The following is a 24,063-nucleotide window of genomic DNA, read 5'->3' on the forward strand; positions in this document are numbered from 1 at the left end:
ACCGGTGAGACGCACACGGTCAGCGCACGGCCACCGCACAGCTGCCGCACGGTCAGCGCGCGGCCACCGCGAGGTGCTCCTCGACCATCCGCACGAAGTACCCGTGCACCCGGTGGTCGCCCGTCAGCTCCGGGTGGAACGAGGTGGCCAGCAGGTTGCCCTGGCGCACGGCGACGATCCGGCTCTCCGGGCCGTCCGCGGCGGGCAGTTCGGCCAGTACCTCGACGCCCGCGCCGACCGCCTCGACCCAGGGGGCGCGGATGAAGACGCCGTGCACCGGCGCGTCGTCCAGGCCCTCGAAGGCGATCCCGGACTCGAAGGACTCGTTCTGGCGGCCGAAGGCGTTGCGGCGGACCGTCATGTCGATCCCGCCGACGGTCTCCTGGTCGTCGCGGCCGTCCAGGATCTTGTCGGCCAGCATGATCATGCCCGCGCAGGTGCCGTAGACCGGCATCCCGGCGGCGACCCGCTCGCGTAGCGGGTCCATCACGCCGAACAGCAGCGCCAGCTTGGACATGGTGGTGGACTCCCCGCCGGGGATGACCAGCGCGTCGACCTCGGCCAGCTCCTCGGCACGGCGCACCGGGCGGGCGAGCGCGTCGGCCTCGGCCAGCGCCACGAGGTGCTCGCGGACGTCGCCCTGCAGGGCGAGGACGCCGATGACTGGAGTGCTCACGGTCTTCAACCTCAATCGATCGTTGCTACGGGAGGACGTGGCACGGCCCGCCGCACGCGCCGAGGCGCTGCGGCGGGCCGGCTCGGAAGCTGCGGGCGACTACCAGCCGCGGTTGGCGTAGCGCTCGGTCTCCGGCAGGGTGTCGCAGTTGATGCCGACCATGGCCTCGCCGAGGTTGCGGGAGGCGTCCGCGATGATCTTCGGGTCGTCGTAGAAGGTGGTGGCCTTCACGATGGCGGCGGCGCGCTTGGCCGGGTCGCCCGACTTGAAGATGCCGGAGCCGACGAAGACGCCCTCGGCGCCCAGCTGGCGCATCAGCGCGGCGTCGGCCGGGGTGGCCACGCCACCGGCGGAGAACAGCACGACCGGCAGCTTGCCCAGCTCGGCGACCTCCTTGACCAGCTCGTACGGGGCGCGCAGCTCCTTGGCGGCGGCGTACAGCTCGTTGTTGTCGAAGCCGCGCAGCTTGGCGATCTCGTTCTTGATCTGGCGCAGGTGGCGGACGGCCTCGACGACGTTGCCGGTGCCGGCCTCACCCTTCGAGCGGATCATGGCCGCGCCCTCGGCGATGCGGCGCAGGGCCTCGCCCAGGTTGGTGGCGCCGCAGACGAAGGGGGTGGTGAAGGCCCACTTGTCGGAGTGGTTGACCTCGTCGGCCGGGGTCAGCACCTCGGACTCGTCGATGTAGTCGACACCGAGCGACTGCAGGACCTGGGCCTCGACGAAGTGGCCGATGCGGGACTTGGCCATCACCGGGATGGAGACCGCGGCGATGATCTCCTCGATCATGTTCGGGTCGGACATGCGGGCCACGCCGCCGTCCTTGCGGATGTCGGCCGGAACCCGCTCAAGGGCCATGACGGCCACCGCGCCGGCGTCCTCGGCGATCTTCGCCTGCTCGGCGTTGACCACGTCCATGATCACACCGCCCTTGAGCTGCTCGGCCATGCCGCGCTTGACCCGGGCGGTACCGATCTGCGGCTGGTCTGCGGTGGTGGGGGTGGTGGACACGTGAGACCTCACTCGAGAATGAACCAGTGCTATCGCCCTATGGTAGGCAGACCGGGTGAGCCATCGATGCGCCACCAAGTCCAGCCCGGACGACGGGATGCGACAAACGGGCCGTATCCGGGGACAGCCTAAGCAGGCGCTCCCTCGGGGGTGAGGGCGGGCGGCGGGGCATCGTCCATCTCGAAGGCCAACGGGAACGGCGCCTTGCCCGCCAGCCGGAAGTAGCGCACCAGCCGGTGCTCGCGCACCGCCCGCGCCGCCCGCACCGCGTCGTTGTGGAACCGGCGGGCCATCGGCACCCGGCGCACCGCGGCCGTCAGATCACGAACCGCGTCCTCACCGCCCGGCTCGGCCACCAGCACCGCCACCTGCTCCGGCTCCTCGAACACCGCCCGCAGCGCCAGGCTCAGCTGGCTCTCCGCGACCTCGCGCTGCTCGTCGTCGGCCTGCCGGGCCGCGTGCGCCGCGTCCAGCAGCACCAGCGAGGTCGCCGGGTCGAGCAGCGAGGACGTCGCCAGCTCCATCGCCACCGAGGCCCGACGGACCAGCTGCGCGTCCAGCGCCGCCCGGGCGGCGTCGATCCGGGCGTGCAGCCGGTCCAACCGGCCGGCCGTCCAACTCAGGTACATGCCGAAGAGCACCACGGCCACGCCGGCCCAGATCCAGGTAGTCACGGGCCGCTACGTTACCGGGTGTCACCGGCCGCCCGGGCCGGTGTCAGCCCGCCGCGACCGCGCTGCGGTAGCTGTCCCGGTCGATGTCCGCGAGGTTCACGGCGGTGAACAGCCGCGTGCCGGCGGCCGGCTTGACGTGCTCGGCCAGCAGCGCCAGGACGCCCTCGCTCAGCGCGGCCTTCGCCTCCGGCGTCCGCCCGGGGAACATCTGGACCTCGACGTACACCTGGGCGTCCGCCGACGTCCCGCTCGTGCCGACCACGAGCTGCTCGCTCTGCCGGAACAGCGTCTTGCAGGACCCCGGCTTCGCGTCGATCGTCTCCTCCGCGAGCCGGTTGATCGCCAGGCCCAGCGCCCGGCGGTCGAACCCGCCGGCCAGGCCGGCCGAGTAGTCGACGGAGATGTGCGGCATCGTTTCCCCCATGCGGTGAAGCGGTACGGTCGCCCGACCCTAACCCGGCCGACGGCCGGGCCGCGCCCGCCCTCTCCCCCGTCGCGGATCAGCCGCGGACCAGTCCCGGATCAGGGGCGGGCCAGTCCCGGATCAGTCCCGGGCCAGCCCGAACCGGCCGCGCCGCCCGCTGCGCTCGTCCTCCTCGACCACCGCCGCGGCCCCCGCCGTCACGGTCTCGTACACCGCCAGGATGTCCGCGCCGACCGTCGACCAGTCGAACCGCCGCACGTGCCGCGAGGCCGCCTTCCGCAGCTCGTCCAGCCGCGCCGGATCGCCCAGCAGCCGCAGCGCCGTCCGGGCCAGCGCGTCCGCGTCCTCCACCGGGAACAGCTCGCCCGCGTCCCCGCCGTCCAGCACCTGCTTGAACGCGTCCAGGTCGCTCGCCAGCACCGGGGCACCCGCCGACATCGCCTCGACCAGGATGATGCCGAAGCTCTCGCCGCCGGTGTTCGGCGCCACGTACAGGTCCACGCTGCGCAGCAGCCGGGCCTTCTCCTGGTCGCTCACCATCCCGAGGAACTCCACGTGCCGGCGCACCTCCGGCGCCAGGCCGGCGACGGCCTCCTGCTCGTCGCCCTTGCCGGCCACCAGCAGCCGCACCCCGGGGCGCTCCGCCACGATCCTCGGCAGCGCCGCCAGCAGCGTCGGCAGGCCCTTGCGCGGCTCGTTGATGCGGCCGATGAAGCCGATCGTGCCGGGCTCCCCCTTGGCCGCGCCGCCGGTCCAGCGCTCGTCCGGTTCGGCCCCGGCGAAGAAGCCCACGTCCACGCCGTTCGGGATCACCACCGCGTCCCCGCCCAGGTGCTCCACCAGCGTCCGCCGGGCGTACTCCGACACCGCGATCCGGGCCCGCATCTTCTCCAGGCCCGGCTGCAGGATCGGCGAGGCCGCGATCATCGCCCGCGAGCGCGGGTTGGAGGTGTGGAAGGTCCCCACCATCGGCCCGGTCGCCGACCAGGCGGCCAGCATCGACAGGCTCGGCGAGGCCGGCTCGTGCACGTGCAGGATGTCGAACCGCCCGTCGTGCAGCCACCGCCGCACCCGCGCCGCCGACAGGATGCCGAAGCTCAGCCGCGCCACCGACCCGTTGTACGGCACCGCCACCGCCCGCCCGGCGGAGACCACGTACGGCGGCAGCGCCTCGTCGTCCTCGGCCGGCGCCAGCACCGACACCTCGTGCCCCAGGGCGATCAGGTGCTCGGCCAGGTCCCGGATGTGGAACTGCACCCCGCCGGGGACGTCCCAGTCGTACGGGCAGACGATGCCGATCTTCACGGGTTCCTCAAGCTCCTCAGGACAGTCGTACGGGTCGGGCTCAGGCCCCGGAGGCCTCGGCCGCGGGCTCCGGAGCCGCCTCCGCGCGGACCGCGGACGCCTGCTCCTTCACCGTCTCACGGGCGGGCAGGTCGGCGAGCCAGAACTTCTGCAGCATGTGCCAGTCCTGCGGGTACTCGCGGATCCCCCGCTCCCACACGTCCGCCATCGCCTGGGTCATCGCGCGCGTCCGCTCCTTGCGGTCGCCCTCCTCGGGCGCCACCACCTCGGGGTGGATCAACGCCCGCAGCATCGGACCGTCGTACCAGAGCGTCACCGGCAGCAGCGCCGCCCCGGTCCGCTGGCACAGCGCCGCCGGACCGGCCGGCATCCGGGTCGCCTCGCCGAAGAACGACACCTCGAGGCCCGCCTCCGACAGGTCCCGGTCCCCCACCAGGCACACCAGCCGGCCCTCGCGCAGCCGCCGCGCCAGCGTGCCGATCACGTTCACCCCGCCGCCGGTCAACGCCAGGACCTCCATGCCCTGGCCCTCCCGGAACGCCACGAACCGGTCGAACAGCCGCTCGGGCTTCAACCGCTCCGCGACCGTGGTGAACGGGTAGCCCTGCTGCGCCACCCAGGTGCCCGCCAGGTCCCAGTTGCCCATGTGCGGCAGCGCTATGACCGCGCCCCGACCGGCCTCCAGCGTCTCCCGCAGGTGCTCGAAGCCGTCCACCCGGACGTCCCGGGCCACCCGCTCCCGGCTCCACACCGGCAGCCGGAACGACTCCATCCAGTACCGCAGGTACGAGCGCATCCCGGCCCGCGACAGCGACCGCAGCGCGGCCTCGTCCAGCTCCGGGCGGACTCGCCGCAGGTTCGCCTCCAGCTGCAGCACCCGCTTGCCGCGCTTGCGCCACGCGTAGTCCGCCAGCCGGTCGAACAGCCCGCGCGCCACCGGCTCCGGCAGGTGCTTCAGCACCCCCCACCCCAGCGCGTACGCCCAGTACACCAGTCGGTCCGTCACCGCAGGACGCCCCCCATCAGCTCCCGGCCGCCGCTCGGTCGGCCTCGAACGCCTCCCGGCGCACGGTCAGCATCCGCTGGAACACCGTGACCAGGCTGCCCGCCGCCACCAGCCACAGCGCCACCGGCAGCAGCCACTCCACGTACGGCACACCGAACGTGTGCAGACCCGCGACCCCGGCCGCCACCAGGGCCGCCACCAGCCGCTCGGCCCGCTCCACCAGCCCCGACACGTCGCACGGCAGGCCCTGGCTCTCCGCCCGCGCCTTGGTGTACGACACCACCAGGGCGCTCGCCAGACAGAAGATCGCCACCGCGCAGAGCAGGTTGTTGTCCCCCTTGCCCGCGTACCACATCGCCAGCCCGCCGAAGATCGCCGCGTCCGCGACCCGGTCCAGCGTGGAGTCCAGGAAAGCCCCCCACTTGCTGCTCCGGCCCAGTTGGCGGGCCATGTTCCCGTCCACGAGGTCCGAGAAGATGAACAGGGTGATCGTGATGGTGCCCCAGAAGAACTCCCCCCGCGGGAAGAACACCAGCGCGCCGGCCACCGAGCCGGCGGTGCCGATCAGCGTCACGGCGTCCGGGCTCACGCCCAGCCGGATCAGGAACGCGGCGAACGGGGTCAGGACACGTGTGAAGAAGGCACGCGCGTATTTGTTGAGCATGGCCTTCCCAGCCGCTCCGTTCTCCCTGGTACCCGCCTGGCGCAGCAGACGCGGCAGACGGCCGAACGGATCAGCCCGTCCGGCCCACCCATCGTAGCCACGCCGACGACACGCTCCGGCGCACGCACCGTCCGACACCGCGCGCACCCACGGCACGCACACGTACGGTCACCGACCGGCCGTACGACACGCGCCCCGGCCGAACCCGACCCTAGACTGCGATGGACAGCCTCGGCGCCACGGGAGGAGACCCCGATGCCCGACCGCAGCACGGCACGAGCCGGCCAGGCACCCGCCGTCACCGGCCCCCGGGACCTGCGCAACGTCGTCCTCATCGGCTCCAGCGGTGTGGGCAAGACCACCCTCGCCGAATCCCTCGCCCACGCCGCCGGCGCCACCGGCCGGGCCGGCCGCGTCACCGACGGCACCACCGTCTCCGACCACGAGGACATCGAGCACCAGCAGCAGCGGTCCGTCCAGCTCTCGCTGCTGCCGCTGGAATGGAAGGGCGTCAAGATCAACCTGCTCGACCCGCCCGGCCACCCCGACTTCACCGCGGACCTGCGCGCCGCCCTGCACGCCGCCGACGCCGCCGTCTTCGTCGTCTCCGCCGCCGACCCGGTCACCGCCCCCACCCGCGCCCTGTGGCGCGAGTGCGCCGCCGAGGGCATCCCCCGCGCCATCGCCGTCGCCAAACTCGACCTCGCCCACAGCGGCTTCGAGGACATCCTCACCACCTGCCACGACGCCTTCGGCCTGGGCCCCGACACCCTCCGCCCGCTCTTCCTGCCCGTTCTCCACGACGGCCGCCCCGACGGCAGCGTCGACCTGCTCACCGGCGACACCTACGGCGACGCCACCCCGCTCCCCGACACCGGCCCCGCCCACGACAGCCTCGTCGAGGCCATCTCCGGCCAGGACGACACCCTCATGGAGCGCTACCTCGCCGGCGACGCCCTCGACACCGACTCCCTGGAAGCCGGCCTGCGCCGCGAAGTCCTCGCCTGCGCCCTCCACCCCGCCGTCCCCACCAGCGAGAACGGCCTCGGCGCCACCGAACTCCTCGACCTGATCGCGCACACCTTCCCCGACCCCACCGAACGCACCCGTCCCGCCCCCGCCTGCGACCCCGACGCCCCGCTCGCCGCCCAGGTCGTCCGCGTCACCGGCGACGCCTACGTCGGCCGGATCAGCCTGCTGCGCGTCTACGCCGGCACCCTCCGCCCCGACACCAAGATCCACCTGGTCGGCCCGGCGCACACCGCCGACCAGAACGGCGACGAACGCGTCACCGCCCTCACCAGCCCCTTCGGCAAGCTCCAGCGCCCCGTCCCGCACGCCGTGGCCGGCGACCTCGTCTGCGCCGCCAAGCTCACCACCGCCCGCCCCGGCGACACCGTCCACGATCCCGGCCACCCCGTCGACCTCGACGGCTGGACCGTCCCCGAACCGCTGCTCCCGATCGCCGTCGAAGCCCACAGCAAGGCCGACGACGACAAGCTCTCCCAGGCCCTCACCCGCCTCACCGCCGAGGACCCGGCGCTACGCCTCGAACAGAACCCCGACACCCACCAGCTCGTCCTCTGGTGCACCGGCGAGGCCCACGTCGAGGTCGTCCTCGACCGCCTCCGCACCCGCCACGGCGTCCACGTCGACACCGTCGCGCCCAAGGTCGCCCTGCGCGAGACCTTCGGCACCGCCGCCGCCGGCCACGGCCGCCTCGTGAAACAGTCCGGCGGCCACGGCCAGTACGCCATCTGCGACCTCGAGGTCGAGCCCCTCCCGGCCGGCTCCGGCTTCGAGTTCCAGGAGCACGTCGTCGGCGGCGCCGTCCCCAAGCACTTCATCCCCTCCGTCGAGAAGGGCGTCCGCGCCCAGCTCGGCAAGGGCGTCGCCACCGGCCACCCGCTCGTCGACATCCGGGTCACCCTGACCGACGGCAAGGCGCATTCCGTCGACTCCTCCGACGCGTCCTTCCAGAACGCCGCCGCCCTCGCCCTGCGCGACGCCGCCGAGCACGCCGTCATCCGCCTGCTCGAACCCGTCGCCGCCGTCAGCGTCCTGCTGCCCGACGACTACCTCGGCGCCGTCCTCGGCGACCTCTCGGCCCGCCGCGGCCGCGTCCTCGGCACCGAGACCGGCGGCCCCGGCCTCACCCTGCTGCGCGCCGAGGTCCCGGAACTCGAACTCGTCCGCTACCCGGTCGACCTGCGCTCGCTCACCCACGGCACCGCCGAGTTCTCCCGCGCCTACCTGCGCCACGAACCCATGCCCACCGCCCTGGCCGAGCGCTACACCGACTGAGCGGCCTGCCGGTTCGGCAGCGCGCACGCCGCCGTACCCCCCGGCAGCCGGTGCCGGTTGCGCGCCACCCACCGGTACGCCAGGGCCGCCACCGGCCGCACCGGCGCCGCCGTCAACACCGCGCCCAGGTACGCCCACGCCCCGCCGGAGCGCATCAGCAGCCGCGCGACCGCCTGCGCGCCCCCGTACACCCGCCCCGTCGGCGTCACCCACAGCACCTCGCGCTCCGCCCGCTCGGCCGACACCTCGCCCCGGCCGCCCGCGCGCACGTCCAGCGCCGCCAGATCCGCGAACTGGAACGCCACCGCCTCCCAGCCCCCCGAGGCCAGCGTCTGCCGCAAGTACCGCTCCGCCCAGCGCACACAGGACGAACAGAACGCGCAGTCCCCGTCGAAGACCAGCACCGGATCCTTCACAGCCACTCCCCTTTTCGCCGTCTCCACCAGCATCCTCCTCCGCCTTACCCCGGCCCGCCCCGGCGGGGCATCGACCGGGTCGAAGCTGGGCATCATGCCCCTCGGGCCCCGGTTCGGCTCGATCGTGACGGTACTTCAGACGATCATCGGCGCAGGGGTGCCGCGGCACGGTAACCTGCCGCTGACAAGGGGAGGAGGGGACGCCACCGTGACCACACTCGACATGACCCCGGGTGCGCAGATACCCCGTACCGACGCCGGCCCGCAGACCGCCGTCACCCAGGCGCTCTCCTCGGCCGCCTACCGCGACGGCGAGATCGGCCCCTTCGTGGAAGCCGTCGCCGACGCCAAGGAGAAGAAGGGCCGCTTCGCCCTCCTGCGCCCCAACGTCGGCGAGGCCTTCAGCAAGGCGCTCATCTCCCGCGCCCTCGGCGGCGGCCGCAAACCCCTCGTCCCGTCCTTCGGCGTCGACACCCGCCAGGTCGTCGAGCACTGCCTGGCCGCCGAGGAGCTGCGCCACAACCGGGACCGGCAGCTCACCACCGTCACCCTCGTCACGGGCGCGCTCTTCCTGCCCGGCACCTTGCTCTGGCTCGCCGCCTTCCAGGTCCGCGCCTGGCTCAAACGGGACAACCCGAGGAGCGCGGGCGTCTACGGCGGCATCACCCTCGCCCTGGCCGGCGCCCTCGCGGTCTTCCTCGTGCTGCGCCCCCCGGCCACCGGCGTCCTGGGCATCTACCTGCGGATCACGATGCTCGCCCCGGTCATCGGCTGGTACCTCGCCCGCCGGATCGTCGAGCGCTCCGCCAAGGACATGCGCGCCCGCTGGCAGTCCCTGGTCGAGGGCACCGCGGTGGCCGCCACCGTCGCCAAGGCCGTCCCCCGCGACGACCTCGACAAGAAGGCCGTCGAGCTGCGCGACAAGCTGGGCCGCCTGGACGCCGAGCAGGAGACCAACGTCCAGCACTACGCCGTCCCCAAGGGCATCCTCGGCGCCGGCCGCCGCTGGGGCGAGTGGCGCCTCGCCGACACCCTCCACCCCGCCGAGGGCCACGCCGACTTCCGCGCCTTCCACCCCTGGGACCTGGTCCGCCGGATCTCCTCCCATCTCAAGGGGCTCGGCATCAGCCACGTCGCCAACAGCGGCATCCCCAACGTGGCCATCAAGCAGTGGGTGGTCTTCGACATCAGCGCGGGCGCCGACGAGATCAGCCGGCCCGGCAACGCCGACATGGACGGCGACCGGATGCGCGACTTCGCCGTACAGAGCATCGCCGACAAGCAGACCTTCCCCGGCGGCCCCCGGCACTACCTCGCCACCCAGTTCATCACCCACGACGGCAAACTGGTCATCACCTTCACCGTCACCGTCACCCTGCTCGCCGACGTGCTGACCATCTCGGTGGCCGGCTACGCGCTCGGCCCGGTCAAGGGCGTCTTCTTCGACAAGCCCAAGGACAAGGAGAAGACGGTCGCCAAGACCGTGAAGTTCTGGGAGGAGCACACCGTCAAGCTCCCCCTGATCGACAACGACGAGGTCGTCCGCCAGGCCGTCCGGGCCCCGTTCTACCGGATGCCCGGCCTGCTCGGCTGGCTCGGCGGCGGGCTCGGCCTGCCCGAGCCGTTCGGCCTGCGGCACGTCTGGGTCGGCCGCGCGTGGGACAACCGCACCATGATCGACAACGCCATGAACGCCTCCGTCCCGGTGCTCAACGCGGTCCACACCGCCACGCTGGAGTTCCTGCGGGAGCACGACCTCGACGCCGACCGGTTCTTCAAGAACCGCACCTCGATCATCAAGTCCGAGGCGCAGGGCAGCCGCCCGTACGACGTCGACACGTTCAACGCCGGCTGACCCGCCGCGCGCGACGAAGGGGCCCGCCACCGATCTCGTCGGTGGCGGGCCCCTTCCCACGCGCGCTCCGGGTCAGCCCTGCGGCCAGACCTCGGCCAGCATCTTGCGGGTGTCCGCCAGCAGTTGCGGCAGCACCTTGGTGTGGCCGACCACCGGCATGAAGTTGGTGTCCCCGCCCCAGCGCGGCACCACGTGCTGGTGCAGGTGCGCCGCGATCCCGGCGCCGGCCGCCGCGCCCTGGTTCATGCCGATGTTGAACCCGTGGGCCCCGGAGGCCGCCCGCAGCGCGGTCATCGCCTTCTTGGTGAAGGCGGCCAACTCGACCGTCTCCGCCTCGTCCAGGTCGGTGTAGTCGGCCACGTGCCGGTACGGGACCACCATCAGGTGCCCGCCGTTGTACGGGTACAGGTTCAGCACCGCGAACACGGCGCTTCCCCGGGCGATGACCAGCCCGTCCTCGTCGCTCAGCGACGGGATCGAGCAGAACGGACAACCGTCGTCCGGAGCCGGGCCGGTGGGCTTGTTCTCACCCTGGATGTACGCCATCCGATGGGGGGTCCACAGGCGGCGGAAGCCGTCCGGCTCCCCGACGCCCCGCTGCAGTTCCGGCTCAGTCGTCATGCTGATCAGCATATTCGCCCGACGGTGGATGCAAAGCCGCGCGGGGCAGACTCATCGAGAGCCTGCCCCGCGCGGGACTTCGTGGACCGCCTCGGCCACCGGAACGCCAGGGCCACCCCCCGCTCAGGCGGGGAACCGGTCAGACCTGGATACGGCGCGCCACGGCATCGACGATCTCGGCGATCGCCTGGTCGCGCGGCACCCCGTTCTTCTGCTCGCCGTTGCGGTAGCGGAAGGAGACCGCGCCCGCCTCGACGTCGTCGTTGCCCGCGATGAGCATGAACGGCACCTTGCTGCGCTGTGCGTTCCTGATCTTCTTCTGCATGCGGTCGTCCGAGGTGTCCACCTCGACCCGGACCCCGTGCTTCTTGAGCTCGGCCGCGACCTCCAGCAGGTACGGCACGTGCTCGTCGGTGATCGGGATGCCGGTCACGGTGACCGGGGCCAGCCACGGCGGCATGGCGCCGGCGTAGTGCTCCAGCAGCACCGCGAAGAACCGCTCGATGCTGCCGAACAGCGCGCGGTGGATCATGACCGGCCGCTGGCGCGAGCCGTCCGCCGCCGTGTACTCGAGGTCGAAGCGCTCGGGCAGGTTGAAGTCCAGCTGGATGGTCGACATCTGCCAGGTACGGCCGATGGCGTCGCGCGCCTGCACCGAGATCTTCGGGCCGTAGAAGGCCGCGCCGCCCGGGTCCGGCACCAGCGGAAGGCCCTGCTTCTCGGCCACGCTCGCCAGGACGGCGGTGGCCTCCTCCCAGGTCTCGTCCGAACCGACGTACTTCACCGGGTCCTTGGTCGACAGCTCCAGGTAGAAGTCGGTCAGACCGTAGTCGCGGAGCAGGTTGAGCACGAAGGTCAGCGTGGAGTCGAGCTCCTCCGCCATCTGCTCGCGGGTGCAGTAGATGTGCGCGTCGTCCTGTGTGAAGCCGCGGGCCCGGGTCAGGCCGTGCACGACGCCGGACTTCTCGTAGCGGTACACCGTCCCGAACTCAAAGAGGCGCAGCGGCAGTTCACGGTACGAGCGGCCGCGCGCGTCGAAGATCAGGTTGTGCATCGGGCAGTTCATCGGCTTGAGGTAGTAGTCCACGCCCTCGTCGAGCTGCATGGGCGGGTACATACCGTCCGCGTACCAGTCGAGGTGGCCGCTCTTCTCGAAGAGCTTCCCCTTGGTGGCGTGCGGGGTGTAGACGAACTCGTAGCCCTCCTCCTCGTGCCGCTTGCGCGAGTAGTCCTCCATGGCGCGGCGGATGATGCCGCCCCTGGGGTGGAAGACGGCGAGGCCGGAGCCGATCTCCTCCGGGATGGAGAAGAGGTCGAGCTCGTTGCCGAGCTTGCGGTGGTCGCGCTTCTCCGCCTCGACGAGGAAGTCGAGGTGGGCCTTGAGCTCGTCCTTGGTCGGCCAGGCGGTGCCGTAGATGCGCTGGAGCATCGGGTTCTTCTCGCTGCCGCGCCAATAGGCGGCCGCGTTGCGCATCAGCTTGAACGCCGGGATGTGCCGGGTGCTGGGCAGGTGCGGGCCGCGGCAGAGGTCGCCCCAGCACTGCTCGCCGGTCTTGGCGTCCAGGTTGTCGTAGATGGTGAGCTCGCCGGCGCCGACCTCGACGTCGGCGCCCTCGCCGGCGGTGGCGGCGGAGCCCTTGAGGCCGATCAGCTCCATCTTGTACGGCTCGGCGGCCAGCTCCTCGCGGGCGGCCTCGTCGGTGACCACGCGGCGGGAGAACTTCTGCCCGCGCTTGATGATCTCCTGCATCCGCTTCTCGATGGCCTTGAGGTCATCGGGGTGGAAGGGCTTCTCGACGTCGAAGTCGTAGTAGAAGCCGTCCTTGACCGGCGGGCCGATGCCGAGCTTGGCCTCGGGGTAGAGCTGCTGCACGGCCTGGGCCATGACGTGCGCGGTGGAGTGGCGCAGGATGTCCAGGCCGTCCTTGCTGCCGATCGCGACCGGCTCGACCTCGTCGCCGTCCTGGACGGCGTAGGCGAGGTCCTTGAGCTGGCCGCCGACCCGGGCGGCGATGATCGAGCGGTCGTCGGCGAAGAGCTCGGCGGCCGTAGTGCCCGTCGTCACCACGCGCTCTTCCCGATCGGGTTCGCGGCTGATGATTACCCGGACGTCCGTCACCGGTCTCTCCTGACGTGCTGGATTTCAGAGGACGCAACACAGCGCTGCGCGTGACGATGGTACCGAGAGCGCCGCCCCCGCCGTCCACCTACGCCCCCTCCTCCGCGCCCTCCGCCCCCGCTCCGAGCGACTTCAGCAGCCGCTCGCGGTCCCCTTCCTCCCAGCCGCACAGTTCCAGTCCGTGCGGGCCGGTCAGGCGGCGGAAGCCACCGTGCCGCTCCAGCCGCCCGGCGACCCGCACCGGCAGGCCGGCGAGGTGGGCCTCGGCGGCGAGCCGGTAGTCGGGGTCGGGCAGCCGGACCTTGAGTTCGCGGACCTCGGCGCCGCCGAGGACGCGCAGCCGTACCGAGCCCGGGCCGGCCGGGTCGTTGCGCTTGAGCCGGGTGACCACGCCGACCACGGTGACGGCGACGGCGGGCTCGATCCGTTCCAGCAGTTCGGCGGCCTCGGTGAGGGCGGGCAGGTCCCCCGGGGAGAAGTCGAGGACGATCCTGCGGTCCCCGAAGCCGCCCGGCGCCCCGGCGGCGGGCGACCAGGAGACGGTGAGCCGGGCCGCCGTCGCGTCGCGGACGAACTCCTCGACGGACTGGACGAGTTCCCGGCTCACCCCGGCCTGGACGGCGTTCTCGAAGGCTTCGGGCCCGCCGCTGACCCGGCGGTAGTCGACCGCGTCGCGCAGCGCCTCCAGCCCGCGGACGAGGGTGGTGACGGCGGCGCGCCCCTCCGGCGCGGGGGTGTACGCGGTGAGGGCGGCGCCCTGCTCGACCACCAGGACGCGATCCAGGTAGTCCCCGGCGAGACCGTCCAGGCGGGCACCGAAGTAGGCGGCCCTGGTCCGGGCGGCCTTGGCCCCGGCGGCGAGCATCCCGCGGGCCGCCTGGCGGAGCCGCTCGGCGTCGTCCCAGTGGGCGGCGTCGGCGGGGCCCGGCGGCTCGCGGCGCCAGCGCAGTTCGTCGCCGGGGACGGTGAGCGCGAGCAGGATCGAGCGGGCGGAGGGGGTGCGGGAGCGGGAGAGCGCGGTGACGGCGTCGGTGAGGAGTTCGACCGCGTCGTCGAAGCCGCCCCCGGCCGGGACGAGCAGGCTGGTGCCGGGTTCACCGTCGGGCGGGGTCCAGCGGCCGTACCGGGCGGCCGGGCCGCCGCGGCGGACCCAGCCGTGCCGGGCGAGCAGGGTGGAGAGCACCGCGGGGTCGACGGTGGCCGGGTCGGGCAGGGCCGGGGCCGGCTCGTCCGGTCCGTGCGGCAGTGTCATGGGTTCGGCTCCTCGCTGCCGGGCCCGGGCCGTCACGGGCTGCCGCCCGCGCCGACCCGGGCCATGATGTCGCAGAGCGCGCGGTCGTCGAAGACCTTGTCGGTGGGCACCCGGACGTTGGTCCGCCGCCGCCCGGTGACCGGGTGGCCGGCCAGGTTGACCCAGTAGCAGCAGTGGCGCAGCTCCAGGGCGTCCGGGCGGGCCCGGAGCCAGTGGTCGACCCGGCTCGGCAGCAGCATCACGACCAGGATCCGGGGGACGGCGACCCTGGGCCGGGCGAGTTTGCGCAGGTGGTCGTTGTCCAGGGTGAAGCTGAAGAACCGCCCGGCCGGGCCGGGGGCGATCTGCTGGGTGGCCTTGAGCTGGATCTTGATGGTGACCTCGTCGTCCACGTCGTGCGCCCGGGAGCCGTGGTTGACCTGCCAGTCGATGCCGTTGTCCGGGAACGGCTGGGAGAGCGAGCAGCCGGCCGCGGCGGCGACCGCGTGCAGATAGCCGACCTGCAGCGTCTCCATGCAGGCGGTGACCGCGAGGTTCCCCCGCAGGACGGCCGTCGCCTCCTCGGGCTGCGGCTGCGGCTGTGTCAGTGCCATCGCCCCGTGCCCTCCCCGGTTCCGGGCCCGCCCGAATGCGAACGCGCCGGTCGTACGAACGGGACAGTCATGGGCAGGATCCCCGGTCGGGCGTGGGCCAAACGGGTTGAAGAAGCGTCAGGACCGGGTATCAACCGGGCGCGCAGCGCTCGTCTGAGGGGCAGTCATGCAGCAGCACTGGTACACCGGCCCGCTCGCCTCCTTCGACACCGAGACCACCGGCGTGGACGTCGAGTCCGATCGGATCGTCTCGGCCGCCCTCGTGGTCCAACTCGCCCCGGGGGCACCGGTGCGGACGACCACCTGGCTCGCTGATCCGGGCGTCCCGATCCCGGACGGCGCCCGTGCGGTGCACGGCATCACCGACGAGCGGGTGCGCGCCCACGGCCGGCCGGCCGGCGCGGTGGTGGCGGAGGTCGCCCGCGCACTGGCGGCCGAGGCGCGGGCCGGGCACCCGGTGGTGGTGATGAACGCGCCGTACGATCTGACGCTGCTGGACCGGGAGTTGCGCCGCCACCACGGCCTGACGCTGGCCGACGGGCTGGCGGCGGCCGGGCTGCTGGTGCTGGATCCGCGGGTGCTGGACAAGCATGTGGACCGCTACCGCAAGGGCCGCCGGACGTTGACGGACCTGTGCGCCCACTACGCCGTGGAGCTGGCCGGAGCGCACGACGCGGCGGCGGACGCGACGGCGGCTCTGGCACTGACCCGGCGAATAGGCGCCCGCTACCCGGCGGCGCTCGGCGGCCTGCCGGCTGCGGAGCTGCACCTGCGGCAGGCGATCTGGCACGCGGCGCAGGCGCGCGGGCTGCAGAGCTGGTTCGACCGCTCGGGGGTGACGGAGCGGGTGGACCTGTCCTGGCCGCTGCGGCCGGCCCGGTGCGGTTGCGGCCGTCGGCTGGAGCCGGAGCACGGTTGCGAGGCGGCGGCGTAGCTGTCGGCCCCGGCAGTTCGGGCGCCGGGTACGCCGCAGGCCCTGACCGGTTTCCTGGTCAGGGCCTGCGTGCTGTCCGGTGGGCGATACTGGGATCGAACCAGTGACCCCTTCGGTGTGAACGAAGTGCTCTCCCGCTGAGCTAATCGCCCGGGCAACGAGAAGAACAGTAGCACCATTCGGGGGTCGTCGTACAACTCGTCCCTTAGGGGAAGCGCCGACGCATCCGCAGAACTCGTGCTCCGCGCGGAAGGTGACTGAGGCTCAGCCGATTACGGACGGCCCTTCCGGCGGATTCCGGAAATATACGTGAGGCCCAGCCGATAATCGGCTGGGCCTCACGTATCACAATGCATTCCGGTGGGCGATACTGGGATCGAACCAGTGACCCCTTCGGTGTGAACGAAGTGCTCTCCCGCTGAGCTAATCGCCCGGGTGCAGGGAAAACATTACCGCATCCCGGAGGGTGGTCCGAACCCTCTCCCCGCCCCCGGGCCCGACCCCCTCAGCTCTCGTCCAGCCGCCAGGGGACGACCAGGCCGTAGCGGGCGAGGTACCAGCCGCCCGCGCCGGCGAGGACGGCCAGACCGACCGCCGTGATCGTCAGGTTGCGGCGGCGCACCCGCGGCTCCATGGCCTGCCGGGCGGCCTCGGCGACCTTGCGACGGGTCCAGCGCAGGGCCAGCTGGGCCCAGACGAACTCGGTGGCCCAGATCCCCATGCCCAGGAAGATCACCACCCAGCCCGGGCCGGGCAGCGGCAGCATGACCAGGCCGAGCGCGACCACCGCGAGCCCGGCCAGGAAGATCACCGCCTGCCAGGCCCGGTGCAGCGCCGGCGAGCGGCGAACGAAGGCGGGAGCCCGGGAGCCGACCGCCCGGCCGCCCGCGACAGCCGCGTCATCCGCCGTAGCCGCTTCACCCGTTCTCGTGTTCTCGGCCGTCTTGTCGTTTCGCACAGTCATGCCAGGAAACTAACCAAGAAGCACCTCGGTAATGCCCGGCCCGCCCGCACCGGGACGATTCCGCAATGCGCCGTAAGGGGTACGACTCGCGCCCGAATCGGGACAGAGGGGTTTACATCGGTCTTGGGGGTGGGATGGTCCGTTCGCCGACGTGCGATTCCCCGAGCGCACACTGAGCGAAAGGCCATGGCGCTTATGAACACCACGGTCAGCTGCGAGCTGCACCTGCGCCTCATCGTGTCCAGCGAGTCCTCACTGCCCGTCCCCGCGGGCCTGCGCTACGACACCGCCGACCCCTACGCCGTGCACGCCACGTTCCACACGGGCGCCGACGAGACCGTGGAGTGGGTGTTCGCCCGAGATCTCCTCGCGGAGGGGCTGCACCGACCCACCGGTACCGGCGACGTCCGGGTGTGGCCGTCGCGCAGCCACGGGCAAGGGGTGGTCTGCATCGCACTGAGCTCTCCGGAAGGAGAAGCCCTGCTGGAGGCCCCGGCCCGGGCGCTTGAGTCGTTCCTCAAGCGGACGGATGCCGCGGTGCCCCCCGGCACCGAACACCGTCACTTCGACCTCGACCGGGAGCTGTCCCACATCCTCGCCGAAAGCTGACCCCGACCGGAGGCGGTCACGCCCCGCCGTCGGCGGGGCCGTACCCCCTGCCGTCATCGCTGCCGTCCTACTCGGGGGCACGGCAGCGGACTCAGCCGCGCACGACGCGGTCTCGGGGCCGGCAGGTGGCCCGCTCCCACCGGAGCGGACCCGCAGCACCACAGGCGCCCGGCATCGAGGCCGGCCATCCGAAACGGGTGGCCGGCCTCGATGCCGGGCGCCGACGTCTGCACCGCTCCGGGGGCCGGGACGGCAGGGCGGCGGCCGGTTTCGGACGCTCTGGCGGAATACGTACACAGCTTCGAAAGAACCCTCCGCCCTTCTGGCACAAGGCCCGGTATGGTCTGGGGTAACCGTGGACGCGGGGTATCGGAGTCCCCTGCGCGAGGAGCCCCCAACGTGCTGATCACCCATGACACCGAGTGCGCGCTGAGCATCCTCGTGGAGCTCCTCAACACCGCGCCCGAGGTGTGCGGCGCCGAGCGGCTGCCGGACGTCGCCGCGCTGGACGCCTTCGTGGTCCGCCAGGAGATCAGCGAGATCGACTCGCTTACCGAGGACGACCTGCGCCGGGTGCACGAGCTGCGCACCCGGCTGCGCGAGGTGTTCGGGACGGAGTCCACCGCGAAGGCCGCCGACATGGTCAACGCGATCGTCGCGGCCGCCGGGACGACGCCCCGGCTGACCAACCACGACGGCCACGGCTGGCACATCCACTACTTCGCGCCGCATGCCGCTCTCGGCGACCACCTGGCGGCCGAGCTGGGCATGGCACTGGCCTTCATCCTCATGGCGGGCGAGCGGGAGCGGCTGCACCGGTGCGAGGCGCCGGACTGCGCACGGGTCTTCGTCGACCTCTCCCGGAACCGCTCCCGGCGCTACTGCGACAGCCGTACGTGCGGCAACCGGCTGCACGTCGCCGCGTACCGGGCGCGGCAGCGCTCGGCGGAGGCGGTCCCCTCCGCCTGACCCGCCGGGGGGCCGCTCCGGTGCCGCCGGGGGCGGCGATCAGATTCCGCGTTTGCGGAGGATCTCCTCGATGTCGGCGAAGTCGCCGAGGCCGTCCTCCCGCTTGCCGCCGGTCTGCCTCTTGGGGGCCGCGGGTGCCGGCGCCACGGCGGGGCGCTCGGGCGTCGGGCCGGTGGCCGCGGGGCGTTCCGGCGCGGTCTCCACGGCGGTGCCGCGCCGGCCCGCCCACCGGGTGGTGACCAGCAGGACCGCGGAGACGCCCAGCAGGACGATGCCGGCCCACACCCGGGGGTCGAAGACCAGCTTGGCCGCCCAGTCGGCGAACGCCCGGCCGATCGTGCTCGCCAACGGGAACAGGCCGGTCAGGTAGAGCCCGGCGGGCAGCAGCGCCACCGCGAACCAGCGGGTCGCCGAGAGGAAGCGCCGCCGGTAGGCCCGCAGGCCTGCGACGGCCACCCCGCCCGCCGTGAGGACGAAGCTGATCGCCGCGCTCAGCACGGGACCGCCCCTTCGTGTCCGGTCGTCCTGGTCATCGACGCCTCCCTGTCGGTCCGCCTTCGGGCGCACCACCGGCCGGAGCGGGCACCCACTAGTGGAACACTGGGGGAATGATCGATGGTTCCCTCCCCCGGCTCGAGTTCTGGTGCGACCTCCAGTGCCCCGACTGCCGCACCGCGCTGGACGACGTCCGGGCGCTGCGCGCTCAGTACGGCGACGCCCTGCCCGTGGAGTTGCGGCACTTCCCGCTGGAGAAGCACAAGCACGCCTACGCCGCCGCGGAGGCGGCCGAGGAGGCGTTCGCCCAGGGACTGGGCTGGCCGTTCGTGGAGGCGCTGCTGGCCCGGGTCGAGGAGCTGGACGCGCGCGGGCCGCAGGTGCTGCTGGACGTGGCCCGGGAGGTCGGGGTGGACGTCGAGGAGGTCGACACCGCGCTGATCGACGGCCGGCACATGCTGACCGTGGACGCCGACCAGGCCGAGGGGAAGGCGATCGGGATCACGGGCACGCCGACGTACGTGATCAGCGGCAAGCGCCTCGACGGCGGGCAGAGCCAGGACGGGCTGCGGGAGCGGATCACGGCCGCCATCGAGGAAGCGAAGACGGCCTGACAGCGGACGTCCTGACGGCACGTCAGAGCGCCTTGCCGTACAGGCGGTTGGTGACCCGGTAGCCGAGCGAGGCGTACAGCCGGACGGCGACGTCGTTGTCGGCGAAGACGTTGAGGCCGAGGTTGCGCACCCCGGCGGCCAGGCACTCCCGCTCGGCGAGCAGCATCAGGGTGCGGCCGTGTCCCCGGCTCCGGTGGGCCGGGGGCACCTCCACCACCATCACCCAGGCGAGCGGCTCGCCGTCCGGCAGGTCGCGCAGGTGGAGGTCCACCCAGATCGAGCCGTACGGCCCCGACCCGCCGTCGGCACGGTACAGGCTGCGCAGGACCACGCCCGGGGTGTCGGCGCCCTGCGGGAGCAGGTGCTCCTGGCCGCCGGCCGACATGGCGCGGGCCTCCTCCTCGCTGAGGCCGGAAGCCGTGAGCCCGCGGGCGAAGTCCTCCGCGGCCCGGTCGAGCCAAGCCGTGAGCTCCGTGGCCTCGATCGGCCTCGCGACGAGCCCGGCGGGCAGGGCGGGGGCGGCGGCCAGGCGCTTGCTCAGGGTCCGCATGCGCTCGGTGTACCCGAGGGCTGCGGCGAGGGCGCGGGCGATCGGCGCCGACTCCGGGATCCTGATGTCCACCCGGGTGCAGCCCCAGGTGCGCAGCACCTCCTCCGCGGCCAGCGCACCGAACGTGCCGCGCCCCCGGCCGCGTCCTTCGGAGACCTCCAACTCATCGATCCCACCCCAGAGTTGGCTGCCATGCGGAACGGCGGTGGTGCGCAGTGCGCCGACCGGGCGGCCGTTGGTCAGGATCCGCCAGCGTCTGGTGCGGCCACCGGCCGCGGTGGGTGTCTCCGGGCCCTCGGGGCGCAGCGTGGTGGTCATGTGGTGCTCCCTTCCCCTTGCTCGGAAGGTTATCCACGAGGGTCTGCACGCGGCCGGTTCCGTCTCCCGGGGGCGGGGGTCACGGGTCGAGGTCGTCGCCGCTGCGCTCGGAGAAGACGGCCATGGCCTTGGCGGTGACGGACCCGATGCGCGGCAGCTCACGGTCGTCGACGCGGGTGACGGCCTGGACGTCGCGGGTGGTGGAGGTCAGGAAGATCTCCTCCGCCGTCTGGAGGGCGTCGAGCGGGAGGTCGGCCTCCTCGGCGTCGCACCAGTCGATGACGAGTTGCCGGGTGATGCCGGCCAGGCAGCCCGAGGCGAGGGCGGGGGTGAGCAGGCGGCCGCCGATGACCACGAAGACGTTGGAGCCGGTGCCTTCGCAGAGCCGGCCGGCGGTGTTGGCGAACAGGGCCTCGGAGGCGCCGACGCGGTGGGCGGCGGCCAGGGCGACGACGTTCTCGGCGTACGAGGTGGTCTTGAGCCCGGCGACGGCACTGTGCTCGTTGCGGCGCCAGGGAACCACGGCGACTGCGGTCTCGTCGGGGCGGCGGTTGATGGCGCCGAGGGCGACGACGAGCGTGGGGCCGGTCGTGCCGCGCTCGGAGCCGAGCGGGGCGTTGCCGCCCGTGTAGGTGACGCGCAGGCGGCCGAGCGGCGCGGGGTTGGCGGCGAGGACCTGGGCGCAGGCCTCGCGGACCAGGTCGTGGTCGGGGTCGGGCAGGCCGAGGCCGCGGGCGGAGCGGGTGAGCCGGTCGAGGTGGCGGGTGACCGCGAAGGCCTCGCCGTCGACGGTCTTCATGGTCTCGAAGACGCCGTCACCGGTGGTGAGGCCGTGGTCGAGGACCGAGACGGCGGCGTCTGCGGAATCGACGAGCGTGCCGTTGACCCAGCTCGTGGTGCGGTTGTGCATCGAGGGCTGCTCCTCAGCGGTGGGCCAGTGGGACCGGTGGGGCTCACGCCCCGGCCGGGTCGGTTGCGCTGCCCGACGCTATCGCGACCAGGCGGGCGGCCTTCAGTTCGGTCTCCGCCCACTCGCGTTCGGGGTCGGAGCCCCACGTGATGCCGGCACCGGTGCCGAAACGCAGGACGGGAGCGCCGGGGTCGGTCCGGTCGAGCCAGAAGGTACGGATGCCGACGGCGAGTTCGCCCTCTCCCCGGTCGGCGTCGACCCAGCCGACGGCACCGCAGTAGGGCCCGCGCGGGGCGGTCTCCAGGGCGTCGATGATCCGCAGGGCGCTGGACTTGGGGGCGCCGGTGACGGAGCCGGGCGGGAAGCTCGCGGCGAGGAGTTCGGGCCAGCTGGCGCCGTCGCGCAGGGTGCCCTCGACGGTGGAGACGAGGTGGACCAGGCCGGGGTGCTTCTCGACGGCGCAGAGGTCGGGGACGGTGATGCTGCCCGTCTCGCAGACGCGGCCGAGGTCGTTGCGGACGAGGTCCACGATCATCACGTTCTCGGCGTGGTCCTTGTCGAGGAGGTTGTCCTCGGTGCGGCCGGTGCCCTTGATCGGGCCGGAGGAGACGGTGCGGCCGGTGCGGCGCAGGTAGAGCTCGGGTGAGGCGGTGGCGATCTCGACGCCGTGCCGGGGCAGGCGGACGGTGCCGGCGTACGGGGCGGGATTGCCGTGGGCGAGGAGGCCGGTGAGCGCGTCGACGTCGGTGAGGTCCGGGTCGGGCAGCGGCGCGGACAGCACGCGGCAGAGGTTGGCCTGGTAGACCTCGCCGGCGGCTATGTGCTCGCGGATGCGGCGTACGCCCGCGGTGTAGGCGGTGCGGTCCAGGGAGCTGTGCCAGCTGCCGGCGTCCGGGCCGCGCCAGCCGGCGCCGGAGGGCGGGGCGGGGGCCGGACGGACCTCGTCGAAGCGGGCGCAGGTGAGCCGGCCCTCGAAGTCGTAGGCGACGGCCCAGTAGCCGCGGGAGTCGAGGGCGGCCGGGTCCGAGGTGACGTCGCGCAGCCCGGTGGCCAGGCGGCCGCCGAAGCGGGCGAGCGGGGTGCTGGGGTCGGGGTGGCCGGACACGGTTCTCCTGCGCGGGGTGCTGGGCGGCGGTGCCTGAAGTGTAGGTCGGGGGCGCGGGCCCGGGCCCGGGGAGCCGCTCGCGCGACCGGGCTCGCGAGCCGGGGCGTGTGCGGCAGGGCACAGACCCGGGCGTGAGCCGCCCCGGCCCTGAGCGGTCCGGGCGTCGCGCGGGTGTGCGCCAGGTGGCCGCGGATGATCATCCGGGAGCGCCGCAGGTGGCGGCCGGTGACCGTCCGGAAGGACTGACGGAACGGCACGCGGCCGGCATCCCCTCGGCACGCTGCGGGAACGGATTTTTAGCTGGCCCCGGAATCCGCTAGAGTTCAACACGTCGCCAGGGAGCGCAGCCGAGAAAAACGGTGAAGGCCCTGGGAGACAGGCGGACGTGGCTCAGTTGGTAGAGCATCACCTTGCCAAGGTGAGGGTCGCGAGTTCGAATCTCGTCGTCCGCTCGATGGAGAACAGTGTAAGATCGTTCTTCGTGTGTTGCCTGGTGGAGTGGCCGAGAGGCGAGGCAACGGCCTGCAAAGCCGTGTACACGGGTTCAAATCCCGTCTCCACCTCCAAGAGGTTCATCCGGTTCTCCCGGAGACCTCCCCGCGCGATTAGCTCAGCGGGAGAGCACTACCTTGACACGGTAGGGGTCACTGGTTCAATCCCAGTATCGCGCACGTCGGGCCCTTCGGGGTCTGCTGCAGGACCGCCATACCAGGCGCGATTAGCTCAGCGGGAGAGCACTACCTTGACACGGTAGGGGTCACTGGTTCAATCCCAGTATCGCGCACGTCGGGCCCTTCGGGGTCTGCTGCAGGACCGCCATACCAGGCGCGATTAGCTCAGCGGGAGAGCACTACCTTGACACGGTAGGGGTCACTGGTTCAATCCCAGTATCGCGCACAGTAACGGCCGGGGCCGCGATCCGTCAGGATCGTGGCTCCGGCCTTTTGCGTTCGGGTCCTTGCCTCGGGGCCGCCGCCTTGGCACCTGGGGGCCTCTGCGTCGGCCGGCGGGAAGACGAGAACAGAAGAGCCGCGTACGGACGCCCTCACCGACGTCCGTACGCGGCATCTCCGCCTGCCGGGGCGCTCTGCGTACCGCTCCTCGCCCGTCCGCGTGTCACCACGGCCGCGGCTTCCCCGGCGGCACCGCTCCCCGTCCCCTGGGGACCGGTGCCCGTTCTGTGGCCGCCCCTCGGAGCGGCGCCTTTCTCAGGTGCTCCTCAGCGGATGATCAGATCGGCGACGGCCTGGGCCTGGCTCGCCATCTGGTCCCAACCGCCGAAGAGCAGTACCAGGAGCACGGCGCACGGCAGGGCCATGGCCAGCGCCACCGCGGGGTGCCGGGTGGGCTGCTCGGTGGTGGACCGGGACTGGACGAAGGCCGGCCGACGGCGGCGGGGGGTACCCATGAGCTGCGGTGCCATGCCCTTGCTCCAGATCCGGTCGAGTTGGCGCGGTGAACGGCTTACCTCGGGGGACGAGCTCCCCGTCCACCGCTGGGCTCAACGCTATTGGTCGGGGGGTCCGCCGGACGTCATGCCGTCGTACTGTTCCTCGGACGTCCCGGAGGATGACGCTCGGCCCCAGGGCCTACTACCGCAGGGGGACGGAATGCTCGTCCGACCCCCGGGGGAACCCTGAGGGGCAACCCCGAGAGGCGATCCGGCACCCCTCTG

General features: G+C 72.6%; 24 protein-coding genes and 7 tRNA genes. 11 read left to right on the forward strand and 20 right to left on the reverse strand.

Annotated elements, in window-relative coordinates:
* Positions 1-52 precede the first annotated feature (52 nt).
* The 7 genes from pdxT to pgsA all read right to left on the reverse strand — a co-directional run bounded on the left by pdxT (position 53) and on the right by pgsA (position 5,760).
* A complete protein-coding gene (gene pdxT / locus AC0B61_RS22715) occupies positions 53-676 on the reverse strand; it encodes a pyridoxal 5'-phosphate synthase glutaminase subunit PdxT (RefSeq protein WP_471742547.1) in 624 nt (207 codons plus the stop codon).
* A 99-nt stretch (positions 677-775) separates the two neighbouring features.
* Positions 776-1,687 (reverse strand): pyridoxal 5'-phosphate synthase lyase subunit PdxS, encoded by a 912-nt coding sequence (gene pdxS / locus AC0B61_RS22720; protein WP_471742548.1) that lies wholly within the window; start codon positions 1,685-1,687, stop codon positions 776-778.
* A gap of 128 nt (positions 1,688-1,815) precedes the next feature.
* Entirely contained in the window at positions 1,816-2,316 is a 501-nt protein-coding gene (locus tag AC0B61_RS22725) for a hypothetical protein (protein WP_471742591.1), read from the reverse strand.
* A gap of 88 nt (positions 2,317-2,404) precedes the next feature.
* Complete coding sequence (locus tag AC0B61_RS22730) at positions 2,405-2,785, reverse strand: 5-carboxymethyl-2-hydroxymuconate Delta-isomerase (protein ID WP_471742549.1); 381 nt, start codon at positions 2,783-2,785, stop codon at positions 2,405-2,407.
* 120 nt (positions 2,786-2,905) lie between these two features.
* The gene (locus AC0B61_RS22735) at positions 2,906-4,090 is read right to left on the reverse strand and encodes a glycosyltransferase family 4 protein (RefSeq protein ID WP_471742550.1); all 1,185 of its coding nucleotides are present in this window, start codon (positions 4,088-4,090) and stop codon (positions 2,906-2,908) included.
* A gap of 40 nt (positions 4,091-4,130) precedes the next feature.
* Positions 4,131-5,096 carry a phosphatidylinositol mannoside acyltransferase gene (locus AC0B61_RS22740; protein ID WP_471742551.1) on the reverse strand — a complete coding sequence of 322 codons (966 nt, stop codon included), beginning with the start codon at positions 5,094-5,096 and terminating at the stop codon, positions 4,131-4,133.
* 16 nt (positions 5,097-5,112) lie between these two features.
* On the reverse strand, positions 5,113-5,760 hold the full coding sequence (pgsA, locus tag AC0B61_RS22745) for a phosphatidylinositol phosphate synthase (RefSeq protein ID WP_471742552.1): 648 nt from the start codon (positions 5,758-5,760) through the stop codon (positions 5,113-5,115).
* Positions 5,761-6,015: 255 nt separating this feature from the next.
* On the opposite strand from pgsA, the gene AC0B61_RS22750 reads away from it, so the two are divergent.
* Entirely contained in the window at positions 6,016-8,064 is a 2,049-nt protein-coding gene (locus tag AC0B61_RS22750; RefSeq protein ID WP_471742553.1) for an elongation factor G-like protein EF-G2, read from the forward strand.
* Here AC0B61_RS22750 and AC0B61_RS22755 read toward each other — a convergent pair.
* Positions 8,052-8,480, reverse strand: a complete 429-nt coding sequence (locus AC0B61_RS22755; protein WP_471742554.1) for a thiol-disulfide oxidoreductase DCC family protein — start codon at positions 8,478-8,480, stop codon at positions 8,052-8,054. The genes AC0B61_RS22750 and AC0B61_RS22755 overlap by 13 nt on opposite strands.
* Positions 8,481-8,688: 208 nt before the next feature.
* Between AC0B61_RS22755 and AC0B61_RS22760 the strand changes: the two genes are divergently transcribed.
* Positions 8,689-10,335, forward strand: a complete 1,647-nt coding sequence (locus AC0B61_RS22760; RefSeq protein ID WP_471742555.1) for a hypothetical protein — start codon at positions 8,689-8,691, stop codon at positions 10,333-10,335.
* A 72-nt stretch (positions 10,336-10,407) separates the two neighbouring features.
* On the opposite strand, the gene AC0B61_RS22765 is transcribed toward AC0B61_RS22760, so the two are convergent.
* From AC0B61_RS22765 to AC0B61_RS22780, 4 genes are all read right to left on the reverse strand, one after another.
* Positions 10,408-10,968, reverse strand: a complete 561-nt coding sequence (locus tag AC0B61_RS22765) for an HIT family protein (protein ID WP_471742556.1) — start codon at positions 10,966-10,968, stop codon at positions 10,408-10,410.
* Between the two features lie 127 nt (positions 10,969-11,095).
* Positions 11,096-13,075, reverse strand: coding sequence for a threonine--tRNA ligase (gene thrS / locus AC0B61_RS22770; protein ID WP_471742557.1), 1,980 nt, complete (start codon positions 13,073-13,075; stop codon positions 11,096-11,098).
* A gap of 88 nt (positions 13,076-13,163) precedes the next feature.
* Positions 13,164-14,327, reverse strand: coding sequence for a hypothetical protein (locus AC0B61_RS22775; protein ID WP_471742558.1), 1,164 nt, complete (start codon positions 14,325-14,327; stop codon positions 13,164-13,166).
* Between the two features lie 32 nt (positions 14,328-14,359).
* On the reverse strand, positions 14,360-14,920 hold the full coding sequence (locus tag AC0B61_RS22780) for a DUF4365 domain-containing protein (protein WP_471742559.1): 561 nt from the start codon (positions 14,918-14,920) through the stop codon (positions 14,360-14,362).
* Between the two features lie 166 nt (positions 14,921-15,086).
* On the opposite strand from AC0B61_RS22780, the gene AC0B61_RS22785 reads away from it, so the two are divergent.
* Positions 15,087-15,854: an exonuclease domain-containing protein gene (locus AC0B61_RS22785; RefSeq protein WP_471742560.1), complete on the forward strand. Its 768-nt coding sequence runs from the start codon at positions 15,087-15,089 to the stop codon at positions 15,852-15,854.
* A gap of 80 nt (positions 15,855-15,934) precedes the next feature.
* Here AC0B61_RS22785 and AC0B61_RS22790 read toward each other — a convergent pair.
* The 3 genes from AC0B61_RS22790 to AC0B61_RS22800 form a co-directional block, all read right to left on the reverse strand.
* A tRNA-Val gene (locus tag AC0B61_RS22790) sits at positions 15,935-16,006 on the reverse strand.
* Positions 16,007-16,215: 209 nt separating this feature from the next.
* Positions 16,216-16,287 (reverse strand) — tRNA-Val (locus tag AC0B61_RS22795).
* Between the two features lie 72 nt (positions 16,288-16,359).
* On the reverse strand, positions 16,360-16,818 hold the full coding sequence (locus AC0B61_RS22800) for a TIGR02611 family protein (protein WP_471742561.1): 459 nt from the start codon (positions 16,816-16,818) through the stop codon (positions 16,360-16,362).
* Between the two features lie 195 nt (positions 16,819-17,013).
* On the opposite strand from AC0B61_RS22800, the gene AC0B61_RS22805 reads away from it, so the two are divergent.
* Positions 17,014-17,427 (forward strand): SsgA family sporulation/cell division regulator, encoded by a 414-nt coding sequence (locus tag AC0B61_RS22805; RefSeq protein ID WP_030056266.1) that lies wholly within the window; start codon positions 17,014-17,016, stop codon positions 17,425-17,427.
* Positions 17,428-17,826: 399 nt separating this feature from the next.
* Positions 17,827-18,396 carry a CGNR zinc finger domain-containing protein gene (locus AC0B61_RS22810; RefSeq protein WP_471742562.1) on the forward strand — a complete coding sequence of 190 codons (570 nt, stop codon included), beginning with the start codon at positions 17,827-17,829 and terminating at the stop codon, positions 18,394-18,396.
* Positions 18,397-18,435: 39 nt separating this feature from the next.
* On the opposite strand, the gene AC0B61_RS22815 is transcribed toward AC0B61_RS22810, so the two are convergent.
* Complete coding sequence (locus AC0B61_RS22815) at positions 18,436-18,894, reverse strand: hypothetical protein (RefSeq protein WP_471742563.1); 459 nt, start codon at positions 18,892-18,894, stop codon at positions 18,436-18,438.
* Positions 18,895-19,004: 110 nt separating this feature from the next.
* Between AC0B61_RS22815 and AC0B61_RS22820 the strand changes: the two genes are divergently transcribed.
* Positions 19,005-19,505: a DsbA family protein gene (locus tag AC0B61_RS22820; RefSeq protein WP_471742564.1), complete on the forward strand. Its 501-nt coding sequence runs from the start codon at positions 19,005-19,007 to the stop codon at positions 19,503-19,505.
* A 22-nt stretch (positions 19,506-19,527) separates the two neighbouring features.
* Here AC0B61_RS22820 and AC0B61_RS22825 read toward each other — a convergent pair whose 3' ends face one another.
* The 3 genes from AC0B61_RS22825 to AC0B61_RS22835 all read right to left on the reverse strand — a co-directional run bounded on the left by AC0B61_RS22825 (position 19,528) and on the right by AC0B61_RS22835 (position 22,388).
* Complete coding sequence (locus AC0B61_RS22825; RefSeq protein WP_471742565.1) at positions 19,528-20,373, reverse strand: GNAT family N-acetyltransferase; 846 nt, start codon at positions 20,371-20,373, stop codon at positions 19,528-19,530.
* A gap of 79 nt (positions 20,374-20,452) precedes the next feature.
* Positions 20,453-21,283, reverse strand: a complete 831-nt coding sequence (locus tag AC0B61_RS22830; RefSeq protein WP_471742566.1) for an aminotransferase class IV — start codon at positions 21,281-21,283, stop codon at positions 20,453-20,455.
* A 43-nt stretch (positions 21,284-21,326) separates the two neighbouring features.
* Positions 21,327-22,388: a chorismate-binding protein gene (locus AC0B61_RS22835; protein WP_471742567.1), complete on the reverse strand. Its 1,062-nt coding sequence runs from the start codon at positions 22,386-22,388 to the stop codon at positions 21,327-21,329.
* 379 nt (positions 22,389-22,767) lie between these two features.
* Between AC0B61_RS22835 and AC0B61_RS22840 the strand changes: the two genes are divergently transcribed.
* The 5 genes from AC0B61_RS22840 to AC0B61_RS22860 all read left to right on the forward strand — a co-directional run bounded on the left by AC0B61_RS22840 (position 22,768) and on the right by AC0B61_RS22860 (position 23,285).
* A tRNA-Gly gene (locus AC0B61_RS22840) sits at positions 22,768-22,840 on the forward strand.
* A 40-nt stretch (positions 22,841-22,880) separates the two neighbouring features.
* Positions 22,881-22,954: transfer RNA gene (locus tag AC0B61_RS22845), tRNA-Cys, on the forward strand.
* A gap of 33 nt (positions 22,955-22,987) precedes the next feature.
* Positions 22,988-23,059, forward strand: a tRNA-Val gene (locus AC0B61_RS22850).
* Positions 23,060-23,100: 41 nt separating this feature from the next.
* Positions 23,101-23,172, forward strand: a tRNA-Val gene (locus tag AC0B61_RS22855).
* 41 nt (positions 23,173-23,213) lie between these two features.
* A tRNA-Val gene (locus AC0B61_RS22860) sits at positions 23,214-23,285 on the forward strand.
* Between the two features lie 322 nt (positions 23,286-23,607).
* Here AC0B61_RS22860 and AC0B61_RS22865 read toward each other — a convergent pair.
* Positions 23,608-23,811, reverse strand: a complete 204-nt coding sequence (locus AC0B61_RS22865; protein WP_471742568.1) for a hypothetical protein — start codon at positions 23,809-23,811, stop codon at positions 23,608-23,610.
* Positions 23,812-24,063 lie beyond the last annotated feature (252 nt).

Source organism: Kitasatospora sp. NPDC023385, assembly GCF_055664045.1.